Raw genomic sequence first — 16,803 nt, 5'->3', positions numbered from 1 at the left:
GTTTGAACCGCCTCAGCCTTCGGCCTTGAGCGCCTGAACGGCCTCGGACAGCAGTTCGTCCATGGTGCGGCGGATACGGTGCTCGGAAACCTCTACGCCCTTGGCGTCGAAATCGTTCCTGACCTTCTGGTAGACATCCTCGTCGCCAGCCTCCTGAAGGTCGGCTTCGACCAGTGTCAGCGCATAGGCCTCAGCCTCAGCGCCGGTCAGCCCGAGCTTCTCGGCGGCCCACATACCGAGTGCCTTGTTACGACGCGCCTGCGCCTTAAAGCGCAGCGTCTCGTCGTGGGCGAACTTAGCTTCGAACGCATCTTCGCGCTTATCGAACGTGCTCATGCGGCTCCGCCCCCGTGTTCCGAAAGTTGCGGGGTTGATTATCGCGCCCTTGCCCCCAAATCAACGGCGTCGACGCGACATCGGAGCCCCTACGTCAATGTGACGCTCACCCTCCCCGAGCCGTTGCAAAACGAAGCCTACAGCTATGCTGCTCGTCGATGCGTTTGTATCCGCTCCCCCGATCGGCTAGTGTCGAACCGTGGGTGCCGTGCCTATGCGACGCGAATCGTGACGCGAGGGGTCGCGCAGAAAGTCCGGCGCCCCCGCCGTGAAGCCGTACACACCGGAGCCTCGGCACACCAATGGACTTCCTCAACCGACGGTACCCCCCCATGAGCCGCCGCCGCCGCATTTACGAAGGTAAGGCGAAGGTCCTGTATGAAGGTCCTGAGCCCGGCACCCTGATTCAGCACTTCAAAGATGACGCCACTGCTTTCAATAACAAGAAGCACGACGTCATCGATGGCAAGGGCGTCCTCAACAATCGCATCTCGGAATATGTATTCCAGAAGCTGAACGAGATTGGCGTCCCCACCCACTTCATCCGACGGTTGAACATGCGCGAGCAGCTCATCCGCGAGGTGGAGATCATTCCTCTCGAAGTGGTCGTGCGCAACGTTGCTGCCGGCTCGCTGTCGACACGCCTCGGCATCGAGGAGGGTACGCAACTCCCGCGCTCGATCATTGAGTTCTATTACAAGAACGACCAGCTCAATGACCCGATGGTGTCGGAAGAGCACATCACGGCGTTCGGCTGGGCCACGACCCAGGAAATCGATGACATCATCGCGCTTGCGATTCGCGTCAACGACTTCCTCTCCGGCCTCTTCCTTGGCGTCGGCATCCGTCTGGTCGACTTCAAGATGGAATGCGGCCGGCTGTGGGAAAACGACATGATGCGCATTGTCGTGGCCGATGAGATCAGCCCGGATTCGTGCCGGTTGTGGGACATCAAGTCGAACGACAAGCTCGACAAGGATCGTTTCCGGCGCGACATGGGCGGCCTTGTCGAGGCCTATTCCGAGGTCGCGCGCCGTCTCGGCATCATGTCCGAGAACGAGCGGCTCCAGGGCAATGGCCCGGTCCTGGTGAAATCCGAACCGGAAGAATGATGATCGGTCTGCCGGGAACGCGCATTGCGATGCGCGGTTCACTCGGCAGCCATTCGCATTCCTGCATTGAGCCGTTCGCGGTCAGATGATAGGCGGGGGCACGAAAGCCCCCGCTTCTTTGTTCCTGAACCATTGTCGTCAAGAGTGGTCTGATGAAGGCACGCGTACTCGTCACCCTGAAATCCGCCGTGCTCGATCCGCAGGGCAAGGCCATTGAGGGCGCGCTGCGCTCACTTGGCGTCCCGAGCATCGCCAGCGTCCGCCAGGGCAAGGTCTTCGACATCGAGATCGACGGCACTGACCAGGCTAAGGCTGAGGCGACGCTGAAGGAGGCCTGCGAGAAGCTCCTCGCCAATACGGTGATTGAAACCTACCGCATCGAATTCGTCGGATGAGGCCGCACCGATGAAAGCCGCCGTTATCCTCTTCCCCGGCTCAAATCGCGAAGGCGACGTTGCCCGCGCGCTGAAGCATGTGGCCGGCGCCACCCCGACCGTGGTCTGGCACGCCGACACCGAACTTCCCGCCGGTACCGACCTGGTCGTTCTGCCGGGCGGTTTTTCCTATGGCGACTATCTCCGCTGCGGCGCCATCGCCGCGCGCGCTGCCATCATGGACTCGGTGCGCGCCCACGCCGAACGTGGCGGGCTGGTGCTCGGCATCTGCAACGGCTTTCAGATCCTGTGCGAGAGCGGGCTGCTGCCGGGGGTACTCGTGCGCAATGCCCGTCTTCGCTTTATCTGCCGCGAAGCCCTGCTGAAGGTCGAGCGCACAGATACCCCCTTCACCAGTCGCTACGCCAAGGGCGCCATCGTTCGCTATCCCGTCGCTCACGGCGAGGGCAACTACACGGCCGACGCTGAAACCCTGAAACGCCTTGAGGGCGAGGGCCGCGTGGTGTTTCGCTATGTCATGCCAAACGGCAGGCGGGACGACACGCAGGTGCTGAATGGCGCTGCCAATTCGATCGCCGGCATTGTTTCGAGCAAGCTGAATGTGCTCGGGCTGATGCCGCACCCTGAGAACCATGTCGACCCTCTCCTCGGTTCCACCGACGGATGCGGCCTGTTCGAGAGCATGGTGGATGCGCTGGAGCGGGTGTGAGACCCGCAGCCCCCTGCCCTCACCTCGCGCAACAGAATGACTGATTCCGCATGACAGCCACCGAACCGAAAATCACCCCCGAGCTCATCGCCGAACACGGCCTGAAGCCTGATGAGTATCAGCGCATTCTGGAGCTCATCGGCCGGGAGCCGAGTTTCACCGAGCTCGGCATCTTCTCGGCAATGTGGAACGAGCACTGCTCCTACAAATCATCACGCCTGCATCTGCGCGGCCTGCCCACCAAGGCGCCCTGGGTGATCCAGGGACCGGGCGAAAATGCCGGCGTGATCGACATCGGGGACGGACAGGCGGCCGTCTTCAAGATGGAGAGCCACAATCACCCGTCCTACATCGAGCCCTATCAGGGAGCTGGGACGGGCGTTGGCGGTATTCTGCGCGACGTGTTCACCATGGGCGCGCGCCCCATAGCGGCGCTGAATGCCCTGCGCTTCGGCGACCCGAAGCACCCGCGCACACGCCATCTGGTGGCCGGCGTGGTCGCGGGCATTGGCGGCTATGGCAACTCCTTCGGTGTTCCGACGGTGGGCGGACTGGTGGGCTTCCACACGCGCTATGACGGCAATTGCCTGGTGAATGCCATGGCGGTTGGCCTGGCCGATACGGACAAGATCTTTTACGCAGCGGCGACGGGCGTCGGCCTGCCCGTGGTCTATCTCGGCTCCAAGACAGGCCGCGACGGCATCCACGGCGCCACCATGGCCTCAGCCGAGTTCGGTGAGGGCGCGGAAGAAAAGCGCCCGACCGTCCAGGTCGGAGACCCCTTCGCCGAGAAGCTGCTTCTCGAGGCGTGTCTCGAGATCATGGATGCGGGCTGCGTCGTCGCGATCCAGGACATGGGCGCCGCCGGCCTTACCTGCTCGGCGGTGGAGATGGGCGCGAAGGGCGATCTCGGCATCGAGCTCGACCTCGACGCCATCCCCTGCCGCGAGGCGGGTATGAGCGCCTACGAAATGATGCTCTCCGAGAGCCAGGAGCGCATGCTCATGGTCATCGCACCTGGCAAGGAAGAGCAGGCCGAGGCGATCTTCAAGAAATGGGGCCTCGACTTCGCGATTGTCGGCCGCACCACGGACGACCTGCGCTTCATCGTGAAGCATAAGGGTGAGGTTAAGGCCGACCTGCCGATCAAGGAACTGGGCGACGAAGCCCCGCTTTATGATCGCCCCTGGGTCGAAACGCCCAAGCAGCAGCGCATTGATCCCGCCTCGCTCGAGATTTCCGACAGCGTTGCCGGCTCTCTGGAGCGGCTCATGGGCTCGCCCGACTTCGCGTCCAAGCGCTGGATCTGGGAGCAGTACGACCACCTGATCCTCAACAACACGGTGCAGCGGCCGGGTGGTGACTCTGCCGTCGTGCGCGTCGGGGACGGCCCGAAGGCCCTTGCCATGGCGTGCGACGTTACCCCGCGCTACTGCGAGGCGGACCCGTTCGAGGGTGGCAAGCAAGCGGTGGCCGAGGTCTGGCGCAACATTACCGCGGTCGGCGCCAAGCCTCTCGCGCTCACGGATAATCTGAACTTCGGCAATCCCGAGAAGCCGGAGATCATGGGTCAGCTTGTGGGCTGTCTGCGGGGTATCGGGGAAGCCGCGCGTGAGCTCGACTTCCCTGTCGTCTCCGGCAATGTCAGCCTCTACAACGAGACCCACGGCCGCGGTATCCTGCCCACGCCGACCATTGGCGGCGTCGGCCTGCTGGCCGACATCGACAAGATGGCCACGCTCGCTTTCAAGGCAAATGGCGAGACCGTCCTGCTTGTCGGCGAAACCGTGGGCTGGCTCGGTCAGTCCGCTTTTCTCGCCGAAGTGCTGGACAGCGAAGAAGGCGCGCCGCCGCCGGTCGACCTCGCCCATGAGAGGCGCAATGGCGATTTCGTGCGCGCGCTCATCGAGGAAGGTCTCGTTACGGCGGTGCATGACGTCTCGGATGGCGGCCTGCTGGTCGCAGTAGCCGAGATGGCTATGGCTTCGGGAATCGGCGTGACACTCGCGTCTCCGCCTGCCGATACGAATCCTTTCGCCTACTGGTTCGGCGAGGATCAGGCCCGCTATGTGCTCACCGTGACCGGTGGCGCCAAGTCGATCGTCGTCAAACGCGCCGAGGCGGCCGGCATCGCCCTTGCCAAGCTCGGCACTACCGGCGGCGACAAGATCGCCGTTCCCGGCGAGCGGGCGATCGTGCTGGAAGCGCTGCGCGAGCGTAATGAAGCCTGGCTGCCCATCTATATGGGCGCGGGCATGATGTGAGGGAGCCCTGACCATGGCAATGGAAGCGTCGGAAATCGTTGCACTGATCAAGGCGGGCCTGCCGGATTCCGAGGTGACGATGCGGGATCTGGCTGGCGACGGTAACCATTGGCACGCCACGGTGGTGAGCGAGAGCTTTCGCGGCAAGTCCCGCGTGCAGCAGCATCAGATGGTGTATGCCGCTATTGGTGAGCCCATGGGGGGCGTACTGCACGCTCTCGCCCTGCAGACCGAGCTGCCGAAGCCCTGACTGGCAGATGTTTGAAGGAGCCCGGAAGCGACAGCGCACGGGGCTTCGTTTATATTGGGCTCAAGGGTTGAATGGCGCGGCGGTGCCATCACTTTATTCTGGTACATGACCATGCGGCCCTGGGCCGCCAACGGGTGAACGTTAGATGAGCATCCAGGATTTCATTGATAGCCAGGTGAAAAGCAACGACGTCGTTGTTTTCATGAAGGGAACCCCCCAGTTCCCCATGTGCGGCTTCTCGGGCCAGGTGGCGCAGATCTTCACGCTGCTCGGCACCGATTATAAGGGCATCAACGTCCTCGATTCCGACGAGATGCGTCAGGGTATCAAGGCCTACACCAACTGGCCGACCATTCCCCAGATTTTCGTGAAAGGCGAGTTCGTCGGAGGCTGCGACATTGTACGTGAGATGTACCAGTCGGGCGAACTTCAGACCCTGCTCGAAGAGAAGGGCATTCCGGTCATGGGCCGCGCCAGCGCCTGAGATATGCGCGCGAGCGACAATACGAAGAGCCGCCTCTCGGGGCGGCTTTTTCTTTAGGTGATCCAGAAAGATCGCCGGGAGCGCGGGAAGACCTGAGGCGAGTCCACGGGTCGCAGGAGACGGCAGCGGGGGGAGCCCAAGCCTTAAGACCTTCTCGGTCTGGCGACACGACATGCCTGCCGTACGGGAGAGTCACGCTGAAGTAGCACTTCAGCAAAATGATTCATCGCCCTGGCGCACAACAAAAAAGCCGCCCTTTCGGGCGGCTTCCGTGTATTCGGCGATCCGACGAAGGATCAGCGTGAATAGAACTCGACCACGAGGTTCGGCTCCATCACAACCGGATAGGGCACCTCGTTCAGCTCGGGCACGCGGGTGTACTTCGCGGTCATCTTGGAGTGATCGACCTCGAGGTAATCCGGCACATCACGCTCGCCCGAGGCATTAGCCTCGATCACCAGCGCAAGCTGCTTGGAGGCTTCCTTGACCTCGATCACGTCACCGACCTTGACCTTGTAGCTCGGGACGTTGACGCGACGACCGTTCACCTTGATGTGGCCGTGGCTCACGAACTGGCGAGCAGCGAACACGGTGGGAACGAACTTGGCGCGATAGATGACGGCGTCAAGGCGACGCTCCAGCAGGCCAATCAGGTTGGCGCCGGTATCGCCCTTGAGACGCGAAGCCTCGACATAAACGGCATAGAACTGCTTTTCGCCGATCGAGCCGTAATAGCCCTTCAGCTTCTGCTTGGCGCGCAGCTGCACGCCGAAGTCGGAGAGCTTGCCCTTGCGGCGCTGGCCATGCTGGCCGGGGCCGTATTCACGCTTATTGATGGGGCTCTTGGAACGACCCCAGATATTCTCGCCCATACGGCGGTCAAGCTTGTGCTTGGCCGAAACGCGCTTGCTCATGCGCTGGTCCTCTTCGCATAACGTTGCGGGTTGGATCGCGCCCCCTCCTCTGCCCTCTCGGGCTGACAGGACCTTCCGAACGCGCCGGACGGATCCACGGGTGCGTGAAACGCCAAGCGGGCCGATCTGGCCCGCAAGGTGGCCGCCTTCTAGTCGCGAAACCGCCTCGAGTCAATGGATTGCCATCCGAGCGAACGGCGCCATCGCCCTGGGGGACAAATATGCCGTCCGGCAGACGAGCGGGCTCGTTAGTTATCGCCTTCGCGGCCGCCAATGAAGGTATTTTGTCACCACTGCCCCGACGCGGCTGGCCGACAAAAAGCGTCACTGCCCCTTCCGGAGCGCGGCCAGCATGTCGAGGCCGGCGTAGCCGTCGGGATTGACACCCATGCGGCGCTGGAAGCTGGCAACGGCCTTCATCGTCATGTTGCCGACGCGCCCGTCGACGCCGCCCGTGTCCAGCCCGATCTGTGTCAGGCGGCGCTGGACCTCCTGGATCTCAGCGAGGGTGAGCGCTCGTTCACCGCCCGGGAAGGGCGTGATGAAGGGCTCGCCACCAAGCACCCGATCCCCGAGATAGCAAACCGCAAGCGCGTAGTTCATGGACGGGTTGTAGCTGCGCACCGCATAGAAGTTCTGCGTCAGCAGAAAGCACGGCCCCTCGTCACCTACCGGCGCCCACAGCCGTGTGCGAGCCTTGGTAAAGGCGAACCGGCCGCCAGCCGCTGGTTTGATACCCAGCTTCGCCCAGTCCTCGACCGTACGCCACGTCTTCGCGTCCGCATACTTCGACGGCACGCCCGCCATCGTGACCTCGATACCCCACGGCAGGCCACGCTGATACTTGCCGCGCTTGATCAGGTAGCGAGAACTGCCCGCCAGCGCATCCGCGACGGAATAGGGCGAGGGATACCCCTTGCCGTCATAGGCGACACCGAGATTCAGCCACACCTCAGGCATCCACTGGGTATGCCCCATCGCGCCGGCCCAGGAGCCAAGCATGTCGTCCGGTCTTCCCCACCCGCGCTGAACAATTGCCAGGGCGTTGAGATACTCGGTTTCCCAGTAGCGCCGCCGGCGCGGCTCGCCCCAGGCCAGCGCAGCAAGGGAAGGAAAAACCGGGTGCATGTGGTCGGGATCGCGTACCAGTTCGCCGAACGCGCTCTCCATGCCCCAGAGCCCGAGCAGAACATCCGGCTCGACACCATAGTCGGCGTGGAGCTGCTTCAGGAGCTTCGCATTGTCCTTCGCCGCGGCGGCTCCGGTTATCAGCCGCCATTCCGAGATGCGCCTGTTCAGATACTGCCAAAGCTGCTCTCGGAATTCCGGCTGCGCTCCATCCTTGGCATAGACGGAGAGATCGGGCTGCAGCCCGCTCGTCACATGGTCATAGACCTGATCGCTAATGCCCCGCGCACGCGCCTTGGCGCGGAACTCGGCCACCCAGACATGAAAGGGCTGCTTGGACGATTGCGCCTGAGCTCGGCCGCCGAGCAGCACGGTCACCCCGCCGGCGAGGAGAAGATCGCGACGCGACAATGCGGCTCGCGCAGCGCGACTCACGCCATTTTCGCAGTCACCGCTCACGAAACGACTCCCTTGGACAAACCTGCCGTTTCGTCATGCTGGGGGCGGATCGTGTCGGCGGCAAGGCGTTGTTGCCGCGCTCGTCTCACGCCATCGCCGCGGAGCCCGGAACCACCTCGCCCGGACGCGCTGAGCGGCCCACGATACGCTCGACCAGAGTCGCATCCAGCACAGCGCCCGTAGAGAACAGTCGAAGCGGGAGAGGGCTCGACGCGAATGCCACCGGGCCGATCAGGGAACTGAGACGGCGCGCGATCGCCGCCGCTGGATCGATCCAGCGAACCGGCCAGGGCGCGAGCTTTTCCAATCGGCTGAGGATGAGCGGATAGTGCGTGCAGGCCAGCACAATCGTATCCGTACGCGCCTTGCCTTCACGCAGAAAAGCCGGCGCGATTTCAGCGGCGATCTCTTCATCGGCCACAGCATCACCCCGCATCGCTGCCTCGGCCAGAGCGGCAAGACGCGGGGCGCCTACCAGATTGACAGAACAGCCACCGGCAAAGTCCCGGATAAGCGCCTGCGTGTAGTCGCGATGCACTGTGCCAGGTGTTGCCAGCACGCTCACACGACGCGACAGCGAGGCTTCGCAGGCCGGCTTGATGGCGGGAACCGTTCCGACAAAGGGAATCGAGTAGCGCGCTCTCAGTGCAGGCAGAACGAGCGTTGAAGCGGTATTGCAGGCGATAACCACGGCGTCGGGTGCCACGCGCGCCATCAACGCCTCCATCACCGCGAGCACACGGGCGACAAGATCGGCGGCGTCACGTCCCCCATAGGGAAAGCCCGCATCGTCGGCGGCATAGACGAAGCGCGCATCCGGTCGCGTGCGTGCCAGCTCGCGGAAAACCGACAGTCCACCGAGACCGGAATCGAATACCAGTATCGTGGGCGCTCGCAGTGCCGGTGCGGGAGGATGGGTCGTCGCCGAAGACACGAGCGCGGAAACCTGAGAAGGCCCTGAAGAAGAGAGCGAGACGCCGCGCGGGCCTGGGCCTGGGCCGAAAACGGGTGAAGCCTCGATACGCATCTGATGTCCTCCATCCCCGGCAGCATTGTGACGCATTCTGGTGAACGGAATCTTTCAGTCCTCGGCTACTGACACGCCGAGGCGGGTCAGCCCCCGTCGTCTTCGCCCCTCGCGCCCGCCTCGGCCCCCGTGCCGAGCCGCGCAGCGGTGCGGGCCACGCGCTTTTCACGCCCTTCGACGAGGGCTGCCACCATGCCATGCAGCGTCGCCACATCCTGGCGGGTCAGCCCCACCCGGTGGAAAATGTTGCGGATATTGCGCGTTGTCACCGGCTGCTTTTCCTTCGACCGAAAGAACAGCGCCGCATCCAGTTCACGCTCGACATGGTCAAAGAACGCGAGGAGATCGCCCTTGTCGGCGAGGACATAGCGATCCGGCTGCTGGAACGGTAGCGCACCTGCGGAGACGAGCTTGAACCACTCGTAGCTCACCACGGCAACCGCCATGCCCAGATTGAGCGAGGCGAAGGCAGGATTGACCGGCAGGGTGAGGATGACATCGGCAAGCGAAACCTCCTCCGTATAGAGCCCCGTGCGTTCACGCCCGAACAGAAGACCGACCTTCTCGCCAGCGGAGATTCGTTCGGCAGCCTCGGTGGCCATGGTGTCGGCCCCAATCACCGTCTTCTGCATTCCGCGCTCGCGGGCGGTCGCGGCGGCGAGGAAGTTCAGGTCGGCGATGGCCGAACGCAGATCGGGGAAAATCTGCGCCTCTTCCAGAATGCGGTCGGCACCGGAGGCAAAGGTCACTGCCTTGGGGTTGGGCCACCCCTCCCGCGGATTGACGATACGAAGCTGCGAGAGACCGAAATTTCCCATCGCCCGCACCGCTGAACCGATGTTCTCGCCGAGCTGCGGCTCAACCAGAATCACCACGGGCCCACCTTCGTGCCATGGCTTGGTGCTGTCCGTCCCCGCGCCGGGCATTGTCCCCTCCTCCTGCCTCTGTCGTCGAAAGTCCGCTGATATAGTGGGCGCGCCGCCGAAAGCGAAGCCACAGTCCTCTGCGCGATTGGACAGGCGCAATAAATCACGCCGATCGCCCTATTGGTCGAAAATTGGCCCGCCTCGTGCTTTCCCTCGCGTCCGTGGCGCGCTATCACCCGCGCACCCGGCGTCTGCCGCGCGGACACGACGCCGACCCTCCGACAACGATTTCCGTGCGAGGTGGCTATTCATGGCGAAGATCAAGGTGGCGAATCCCGTCGTCGAACTCGATGGCGATGAGATGACGCGGATCATCTGGCAGTACATCAAGGACAAGCTGATCCATCCCTATCTCGATATCGATCTGGAATATTATGATCTCGGCGTCGAGAGCCGGGATGCCACCGATGACCAGATCACTATCGATGCCGCCGAGGCCATCAAGCGGGTTGGCGTGGGCGTGAAATGCGCCACCATCACCCCTGATGCCGGCCGCATGACCGAATTCAACCTCAAGAAGATGTGGCGTTCGCCCAACGGCACCATCCGCAACATTCTCGGCGGCGTGATCTTCCGCGAGCCGATCATCTGCAAGAACGTGCCCCGCCTTGTTCCCGGCTGGACCCAGCCGATCATCGTCGGCCGTCATGCGTTCGGCGATCAGTATCGCGCGACCGACTTCACCGTTCCCGGCCCGGGCAAGCTGACCATCAAGTTCGTCGGCGAGAACGGCGACACGATCGAGCACGAGGTCTACGACTTCAAGAGCTCCGGCGTTGCGATGTCGATGTACAACGTCGACGAATCCATCGTCGAGTTCGCCCGCGCCTCGTTGAACTACGGCCTCATGCGAAAGTACCCGGTGTACCTGTCCACAAAGGACACCATTCTCAAGCAGTACGATGGCCGCTTCCGCCAGATTTTCCAGGAAATCTACGAGACCGAGTTCAAGGCCGAATTCGAAAAGAACAAGATCTGGTACGAGCATCGCCTGATCGACGACATGGTCGCTTCGGCGTTGAAGTGGTCCGGCGGCTATGTGTGGGCCTGCAAGAACTATGATGGCGACGTGCAGTCCGACATCGTCGCGCAGGGCTTCGGATCGCTCGGGCTCATGACCTCGGTTCTGATGACGCCGGATGGCAAAGTCGTCGAAGCCGAAGCCGCGCATGGCACGGTGACGCGCCATTATCGCGAACATCAGAAGGGCAAGGAGACCTCGACCAACTCCATCGCATCGATCTTCGCCTGGACCCGTGGCCTCGCCCATCGCGCCAAGCTCGACAGCAACACGGAACTGGCCGAATTCGCCAAGACGCTTGAGAAGGTCTGTGTCGACACGGTCGAGAGCGGCTACATGACCAAGGATCTTGCCCTGCTCGTCGGCGCTGACCAGAAGTGGCTCTCGACCACCGGATTCCTCGACAAGATCTCCGAGAATCTGCAGAAGGCGCTCGCCTGAGCTCAACGGCCTCGACCGGAACACACGCGGCGGGCGATCACTCGTCCGCCGCGTCCTTCGTCTCAAGTTCATGCACCGCGATATCGCTCTTTCGCCGGACCGCGCGCGGCCCTTCCTCGGCCGCGATCATCGCCTGAATGCGTTCGCCAATCTCCGGATGGCGACTGATGACGTCCTCAAGATCCCTTGAAGCAAGCATCAGGAGCATGGTGCGCGTGCGTGCACGCGCCGTTGCGGCCCGTTTGGCATGCTGCAGCAACGCCATCTCGCCGAAGAACTGGCCATCCGACAACACAACTGTTTCCGTCGCGAGTTCCAGGGCGACCTCTCCAGACGCGATGAAATACATCGACGTCGCATCATCCCCGCGCCGAACGATCAGCTCTCCCGGCTTGGCCGTATGCGCTGAAAGCACTTTGTGGATCTCGCCGATACCCTTGGCATCAAGATCGGCGAACAACGGCACACGCGCGACCATGCCCCAGGTGACGACAAAGTCGCGCCGCTTGATCACATCGACGAAGGCCGTCGCGATGATGCCGACCGGTAGCGCGATCATGATGATACCGGTGACCATCGTGAACGCGGCCACGATGCGACCAGGAATTGTGACCGGATAGACGTCGCCATAGCCGACCGTCGTCACCGTCGCCATGGCCCACCACATGGCGGCAGGTATCGAACCCAAACGGTCTGGTTGAACGGCACCCTCGGCGACATACATCGCGGACGCAGAAATCAACACGGACGCGGCCAGCAACCAGAAGCAGGCGGTCAAAGACTGCCGTTCGCTATGCAGCACCTCGAACAACGACTGCATTCCGGGTGAATACCGCGCAAGCTTCACGAATCTGAGAAGCCGCAGGATCGCTAACGTACGAAGATTAATGCCAAAGAACATCGTGAGCACGAAAGGCAGCCACGCGATCAGATCGATGATCGCCGCCGGCGTGCGGATATAGACCAAACGTGCCTGACGATCCGAGAGTCCACGGTACCGCGGATTCTCCGGCGCGACCCAGACACGCATCACGTACTCGATGGCGAAGACGGCAAGAGAGAACAGTTCAAACGCACGAAGCAGCACCGCATCGCGAAGCATCAAGCTCCGCTCCGTCTCCAGCACAGCCGACAGCACGTTAAGCAGGATAAGTGCGATTAAGCCGAGATTGACCCTCTCAGCGAACCGATCCTTTGCGGAATCACGTTCAAGCACCTCATAGGCGCGCCGGCGACGGCGACGGCGCCAGGATGCAGAAAGCCAGCCCGCTTCGCGTTCGCCGGCGTTCATGCCCGTCACTCCCTCAGGCCCATTCCGGCGGACGTCAGCCCGCCAGCGCACTCTCAATAGCGGCCAGGGCCTCCGCTGCACGACCACCGTCAGGCCCACCGGCCTGAGCCATGTCCGGACGGCCACCGCCACCCTTGCCGCCCAAAGCCTCGGCCCCCCGGCGCACCAGGGCAACCGCGTCATAGGTACCCGTCAGGTCGCTGGTCACGCCGACCACGATCCCTGCGCGACCTTCATCTGTCACACCGATGATCGCCACCACGCCGGACCCGAGCCGCTTCTTGCCCTCGTCGACCAGGCTCTTCAGATCCTTCAGATCGATGCCCGAAACCTGCCGCGCCAACAGCTTCACCGAACCGACCGTCCGTGCCTCCTCGCCAACGGCATCACCGCCACCCATGGCAAGTTTGCGGCGGGCCTCGCCGAGCTCACGCTCAAGCTTGCGGCGCTCATCGACAAGCTGAGCGACACGCGCCTCCACTTCACCAAGTGGAGCCTTGAGCAAGGCGGCAGCGCTACGCAGTGCACGGCTCTCCCCGTTGAGGTGGTGACGGGCGGCGTCACCGGAAATCGCCTCGATGCGCCGCACACCTGAGCCAACCGCGCCTTCCGCGACGACGCTGATAATCCCGATATCTCCGGTGCGCGACACATGCGTGCCGCCGCAAAGCTCGATTGAGTAAGCCGTTCCATCTCCCGGATCCGTACCCATGGAGACGACGCGAACTTCATCGCCATATTTCTCGCCAAACAACGCCCTTGCACCGGACTCTATGGCGTCGTCGACCGCCATCAAACGTGTCACCACCGGCTCATTACGGAGCACGATGCGGTTGGCCACGTCCTCCACCTTTGCCAATTCGGCCTCATCAACCGGCTTCGGATGGCTGAAATCGAAACGCAGGCGATCCGGCGCGACGAGCGATCCCTTCTGCGCCACATGGTCTCCCAGCACACGGCGCAGCGCCTCATGCAGCAAATGCGTCGCGGAGTGGTTGGCTCGGATGGCACGGCGCCGATCACCATCGACTGAAAGGGCAACAGCTGTACCAACGGTGAGAGTGCCCGCAGTGACCTCGACGTCGTGAACGAAAACGTCACCCAGCTTCTTCTGCGTGCCCAGCACGCGAACAACCAGACCGTCCTCTCCGATCATCTGGCCGGTATCGCCAACCTGGCCACCAGACTCCGCATAGAACGGCGTCTGATTGAGCACAACGCCGCCCTGCGCACCCGCGGAGATTTCCTTGACCTGACGGCCCTGCGAAACGAGCGCCGTTACCGCACCTTCAGCAACTTCCGTCTCGTATCCAAGGAATTCGGTCGAACCGACCTCCTCGCGCACCGCGAACCACACGGTATCGGTCGTGGCTTCGCCGGACCCAGACCAGGAGGCGCGCGCCTCTGCCTTCTGGCGCTCCATCGCTGTGTCAAAGGCGGCAACATCCACGCTGACGCCACGCGCACGCAGCGCGTCTTCAGTGAGGTCGAGCGGAAAACCATAGGTGTCGTAGAGCTTAAACGCCGTTTCGCCGGAAAACTTCGCGCCGAACCCGAGCCCCTGGCTCTCCGTCTCCAAAATCGACAATCCGCGCTCGAGCGTCTTGCGGAAACGTGTTTCCTCAAGCCGAAGCGTTTCCGTGACCAGAGATTCAGCCCGAACAATCTCGGGATAGGCTCTGCCCATTTCGCGAACGAGAACCGAAACGAGACGATGCATCAGCGGGTCCTGAGCACCCAGCAGCTGTGCATGGCGCATGGCACGGCGCATGATGCGACGCAGCACATAGCCGCGCCCCTCATTCGAGGGAAGCACGCCGTCCGCAACCAGGAATGTAGCGGCACGCAGATGATCGGCAATGACGCGATGGCTCGCCTTCTGCGGACCATCGGCAGGAATATTGGTCATCTCCTCAACCGCGCCAGTGAGCGCGCGCATGAGGTCGATCTCATAATTGTCATGCGTGCCTTGAAGCACAGCTGAGATGCGCTCCAAGCCCATGCCGGTATCGATCGAAGGCCTCGGAAGATTTACCCTCTCGCCGCCCGGCAGTTGCTCGAACTGCATGAAAACGAGATTCCAGATTTCGATGAACCGGTCGCCATCCGCATCAGGCGAGCCTGGAGGTCCGCCAGCAATATGCGAGCCATGATCATAAAATATCTCAGAACACGGACCGCACGGGCCCGTATCTCCCATTTGCCAAAAATTATCCGACGTCGGGATACGAATAATCTTCGAATCCGACAGGCCCGCAATGCGCTTCCACAGCGAAAAAGCCTCATCATCCTCGGAATAGACCGTAACGAGAAGCTTCTCGACCGGAAGCTCGAACTCGCGCGTGATCAGATTCCAAGCAAACTCGATTGCATTCTCCTTGAAATAATCGCCAAAGGAGAAATTTCCGAGCATCTCGAAAAATGTATGATGACGGGCCGTGTAGCCAACATTGTCGAGATCATTGTGCTTGCCACCCGCTCGCACGCACTTCTGGGACGTTGCCGCGCGTGAATAAGGCCGCTTCTCAATACCCGTGAAGACGTTCTTGAACTGAACCATCCCGGCATTGGTGAACATCAATGTCGGATCGTTGCGCGGCACGAGCGGCGATGACTCGACCACTTGATGACCGTTCTTCGCGAAATAGTCGAGGAAGGTCGAACGTATCTCGTTAACACCGCTCATTGAATCCGGTCCGTCGCAATCTACACAACCGGCACCGAAAGGACGCCGGCTCGCGCCGCTGGGCGCGAGTGGAAGGTTCTAACGACGAGCCAAGACCTTGTCCAGAAAGGCACATGGCCGCTGCTCAATGACGACGGATTACCGCGAATGCACAAGCCACGCTGCGCCGGGCAGGCGTGGAAAAATCACGACAAAACAAGGCGCGCGCCAGAACGGGTCACGCCTCGCCGTCGCCATCCCCAGCGTCGTCATCTTCTTCCTTCTCGCCAGCAAGAATCTGCTCCGCGATCAGGCCGGCATTCTGCCGGATCGTAGCCTCGATACGCCCGGCGACATCCGGATGCTGGCGCAGGAACGACTTCGCGTTCTCACGCCCCTGACCGAGCCGCTGACTGTCATGCGAGAACCAGGCGCCCGATTTTTCGACCACCCCGGCCTTGATGCCGAGATCGATCAGTTCACCCATCTTCGAAACGCCTTCGCCATACATGATGTCGAATTCGACCTGCTTGAAGGGCGGCGCCAGCTTGTTCTTCACCACCTTGACGCGCGTCTGGTTGCCGACCACCTCGTCGCGATCCTTGATCGCTCCGATACGGCGAATATCAAGACGCACAGAGGCGTAGAACTTCAACGCATTGCCACCCGTCGTCGTCTCAGGACTGCCATACATCACACCGATCTTCATGCGGATCTGGTTGATGAATATCACCATCGTATGGGAACGGTTGATCGAGGCGGTGAGCTTGCGCAAAGCCTGGCTCATCAGCCGCGCCTGCATGCCGGGCTGACTGTCGCCCATCTCGCCATCAAGTTCGGCGCGCGGGGTCAGCGCAGCCACCGAATCCACCACCAGCACATCGACGGCACCCGAACGCACCAGCGTATCCGCAATCTCGAGAGCCTGCTCACCGGCATCGGGCTGCGAAATCAGAAGGTTGTCCAGATCGACACCCAGCTTGCGGGCATAGATCGGGTCCAGCGCGTGCTCGGCGTCGATGAAGGCGCAAACCCCACCCTTCTTCTGCGCTTCGGCGATGGTGTGCAGCGCAAGCGTGGTCTTGCCGGAAGATTCCGGGCCGAAGATCTCGACGACACGCCCGCGCGGCAACCCGCCGATGCCGAGCGCAATATCCAGCCCGATCGAACCGGTCGATACGGTTTCTATCTCCATTATGCGATCGTTCTTACCGAGCCGCATGATGGAGCCCTTGCCGAAATGGCGCTCAATCTGGGTAAGCGCGGCGTCGAGCGCCTTGGCCTTGTCCATGGAAGATCCTTCGACGAGTCGCAAAGTCGATTGAGTCATTGCCGGGCTCCGGTTCGCGCGCAAGGGGTGGGAGATAGGTTCGTCGGCATT

At 62.2% G+C, this 16,803-nt stretch carries 15 protein-coding genes; 7 read left to right on the top strand and 8 right to left on the bottom strand.

Annotated features, from left to right (window positions below; translation table 11 throughout):
- Nucleotides 1-12: 12 nt before the first annotated feature.
- Complete coding sequence (locus G3A50_RS18705) at nucleotides 13-336, bottom strand: DUF1476 domain-containing protein (RefSeq protein ID WP_163076652.1); 324 nt, start codon at nucleotides 334-336, stop codon at nucleotides 13-15.
- Between the two features lie 302 nt (nucleotides 337-638).
- Here G3A50_RS18705 and purC point away from each other — a divergent pair, with 302 nt between their 5' ends.
- The 6 genes from purC to grxD all read left to right on the top strand — a co-directional run bounded on the left by purC (nucleotide 639) and on the right by grxD (nucleotide 5,550).
- Nucleotides 639-1,448: a phosphoribosylaminoimidazolesuccinocarboxamide synthase gene (purC, locus tag G3A50_RS18700; protein WP_163076651.1), complete on the top strand. Its 810-nt coding sequence runs from the start codon at nucleotides 639-641 to the stop codon at nucleotides 1,446-1,448.
- 152 nt (nucleotides 1,449-1,600) lie between these two features.
- Nucleotides 1,601-1,843, top strand: coding sequence for a phosphoribosylformylglycinamidine synthase subunit PurS (purS, locus tag G3A50_RS18695; protein WP_163076650.1), 243 nt, complete (start codon nucleotides 1,601-1,603; stop codon nucleotides 1,841-1,843).
- Between the two features lie 10 nt (nucleotides 1,844-1,853).
- Nucleotides 1,854-2,552 (top strand): phosphoribosylformylglycinamidine synthase subunit PurQ, encoded by a 699-nt coding sequence (gene purQ, locus G3A50_RS18690; RefSeq protein WP_163076649.1) that lies wholly within the window; start codon nucleotides 1,854-1,856, stop codon nucleotides 2,550-2,552.
- A gap of 50 nt (nucleotides 2,553-2,602) precedes the next feature.
- On the top strand, nucleotides 2,603-4,816 hold the full coding sequence (gene purL, locus G3A50_RS18685; protein ID WP_163076648.1) for a phosphoribosylformylglycinamidine synthase subunit PurL: 2,214 nt from the start codon (nucleotides 2,603-2,605) through the stop codon (nucleotides 4,814-4,816).
- A gap of 13 nt (nucleotides 4,817-4,829) precedes the next feature.
- Nucleotides 4,830-5,066: a BolA family protein gene (locus G3A50_RS18680; RefSeq protein ID WP_163076647.1), complete on the top strand. Its 237-nt coding sequence runs from the start codon at nucleotides 4,830-4,832 to the stop codon at nucleotides 5,064-5,066.
- Between the two features lie 145 nt (nucleotides 5,067-5,211).
- A complete protein-coding gene (gene grxD, locus G3A50_RS18675) occupies nucleotides 5,212-5,550 on the top strand; it encodes a Grx4 family monothiol glutaredoxin (RefSeq protein WP_163076646.1) in 339 nt (112 codons plus the stop codon).
- A gap of 296 nt (nucleotides 5,551-5,846) precedes the next feature.
- Here the strand turns inward: grxD and rpsD are convergent, their stop codons facing one another.
- The 4 genes from rpsD to G3A50_RS18655 form a co-directional block, all read right to left on the bottom strand.
- On the bottom strand, nucleotides 5,847-6,464 hold the full coding sequence (rpsD, locus tag G3A50_RS18670; protein WP_163076645.1) for a 30S ribosomal protein S4: 618 nt from the start codon (nucleotides 6,462-6,464) through the stop codon (nucleotides 5,847-5,849).
- A 324-nt stretch (nucleotides 6,465-6,788) separates the two neighbouring features.
- Nucleotides 6,789-8,027, bottom strand: coding sequence for a lytic murein transglycosylase (locus G3A50_RS18665; RefSeq protein WP_210255171.1), 1,239 nt, complete (start codon nucleotides 8,025-8,027; stop codon nucleotides 6,789-6,791).
- A gap of 109 nt (nucleotides 8,028-8,136) precedes the next feature.
- Nucleotides 8,137-8,985 (bottom strand): glutamate racemase, encoded by an 849-nt coding sequence (gene murI / locus G3A50_RS18660; RefSeq protein WP_246251871.1) that lies wholly within the window; start codon nucleotides 8,983-8,985, stop codon nucleotides 8,137-8,139.
- Between the two features lie 179 nt (nucleotides 8,986-9,164).
- Entirely contained in the window at nucleotides 9,165-10,004 is an 840-nt protein-coding gene (locus G3A50_RS18655) for an RNA methyltransferase (protein ID WP_163076642.1), read from the bottom strand.
- A 250-nt stretch (nucleotides 10,005-10,254) separates the two neighbouring features.
- Between G3A50_RS18655 and G3A50_RS18650 the strand changes: the two genes are divergently transcribed.
- Nucleotides 10,255-11,466, top strand: coding sequence for an NADP-dependent isocitrate dehydrogenase (locus G3A50_RS18650; protein WP_163076641.1), 1,212 nt, complete (start codon nucleotides 10,255-10,257; stop codon nucleotides 11,464-11,466).
- Nucleotides 11,467-11,503: 37 nt separating this feature from the next.
- On the opposite strand, the gene G3A50_RS18645 is transcribed toward G3A50_RS18650, so the two are convergent.
- From G3A50_RS18645 to recA, 3 genes are all read right to left on the bottom strand, one after another.
- The gene (locus G3A50_RS18645; protein WP_163076640.1) at nucleotides 11,504-12,757 is read right to left on the bottom strand and encodes a cyclic nucleotide-gated ion channel; all 1,254 of its coding nucleotides are present in this window, start codon (nucleotides 12,755-12,757) and stop codon (nucleotides 11,504-11,506) included.
- A gap of 34 nt (nucleotides 12,758-12,791) precedes the next feature.
- The gene (gene alaS, locus G3A50_RS18640) at nucleotides 12,792-15,443 is read right to left on the bottom strand and encodes an alanine--tRNA ligase (protein ID WP_163076639.1); all 2,652 of its coding nucleotides are present in this window, start codon (nucleotides 15,441-15,443) and stop codon (nucleotides 12,792-12,794) included.
- 217 nt (nucleotides 15,444-15,660) lie between these two features.
- Nucleotides 15,661-16,752 carry a recombinase RecA gene (gene recA / locus G3A50_RS18635; RefSeq protein ID WP_163076638.1) on the bottom strand — a complete coding sequence of 364 codons (1,092 nt, stop codon included), beginning with the start codon at nucleotides 16,750-16,752 and terminating at the stop codon, nucleotides 15,661-15,663.
- Nucleotides 16,753-16,803: the final 51 nt, after the last annotated feature.

Origin of the sequence: Ancylobacter pratisalsi, assembly GCF_010669125.1 — a bacterium.
Classification (GTDB): Bacteria; Pseudomonadota; Alphaproteobacteria; order Rhizobiales; family Xanthobacteraceae; genus Ancylobacter; species Ancylobacter pratisalsi.
The sequence above is the reverse complement of the archived record's forward strand: the minus strand, read 5'-3'. Positions and strand labels throughout refer to the sequence as shown.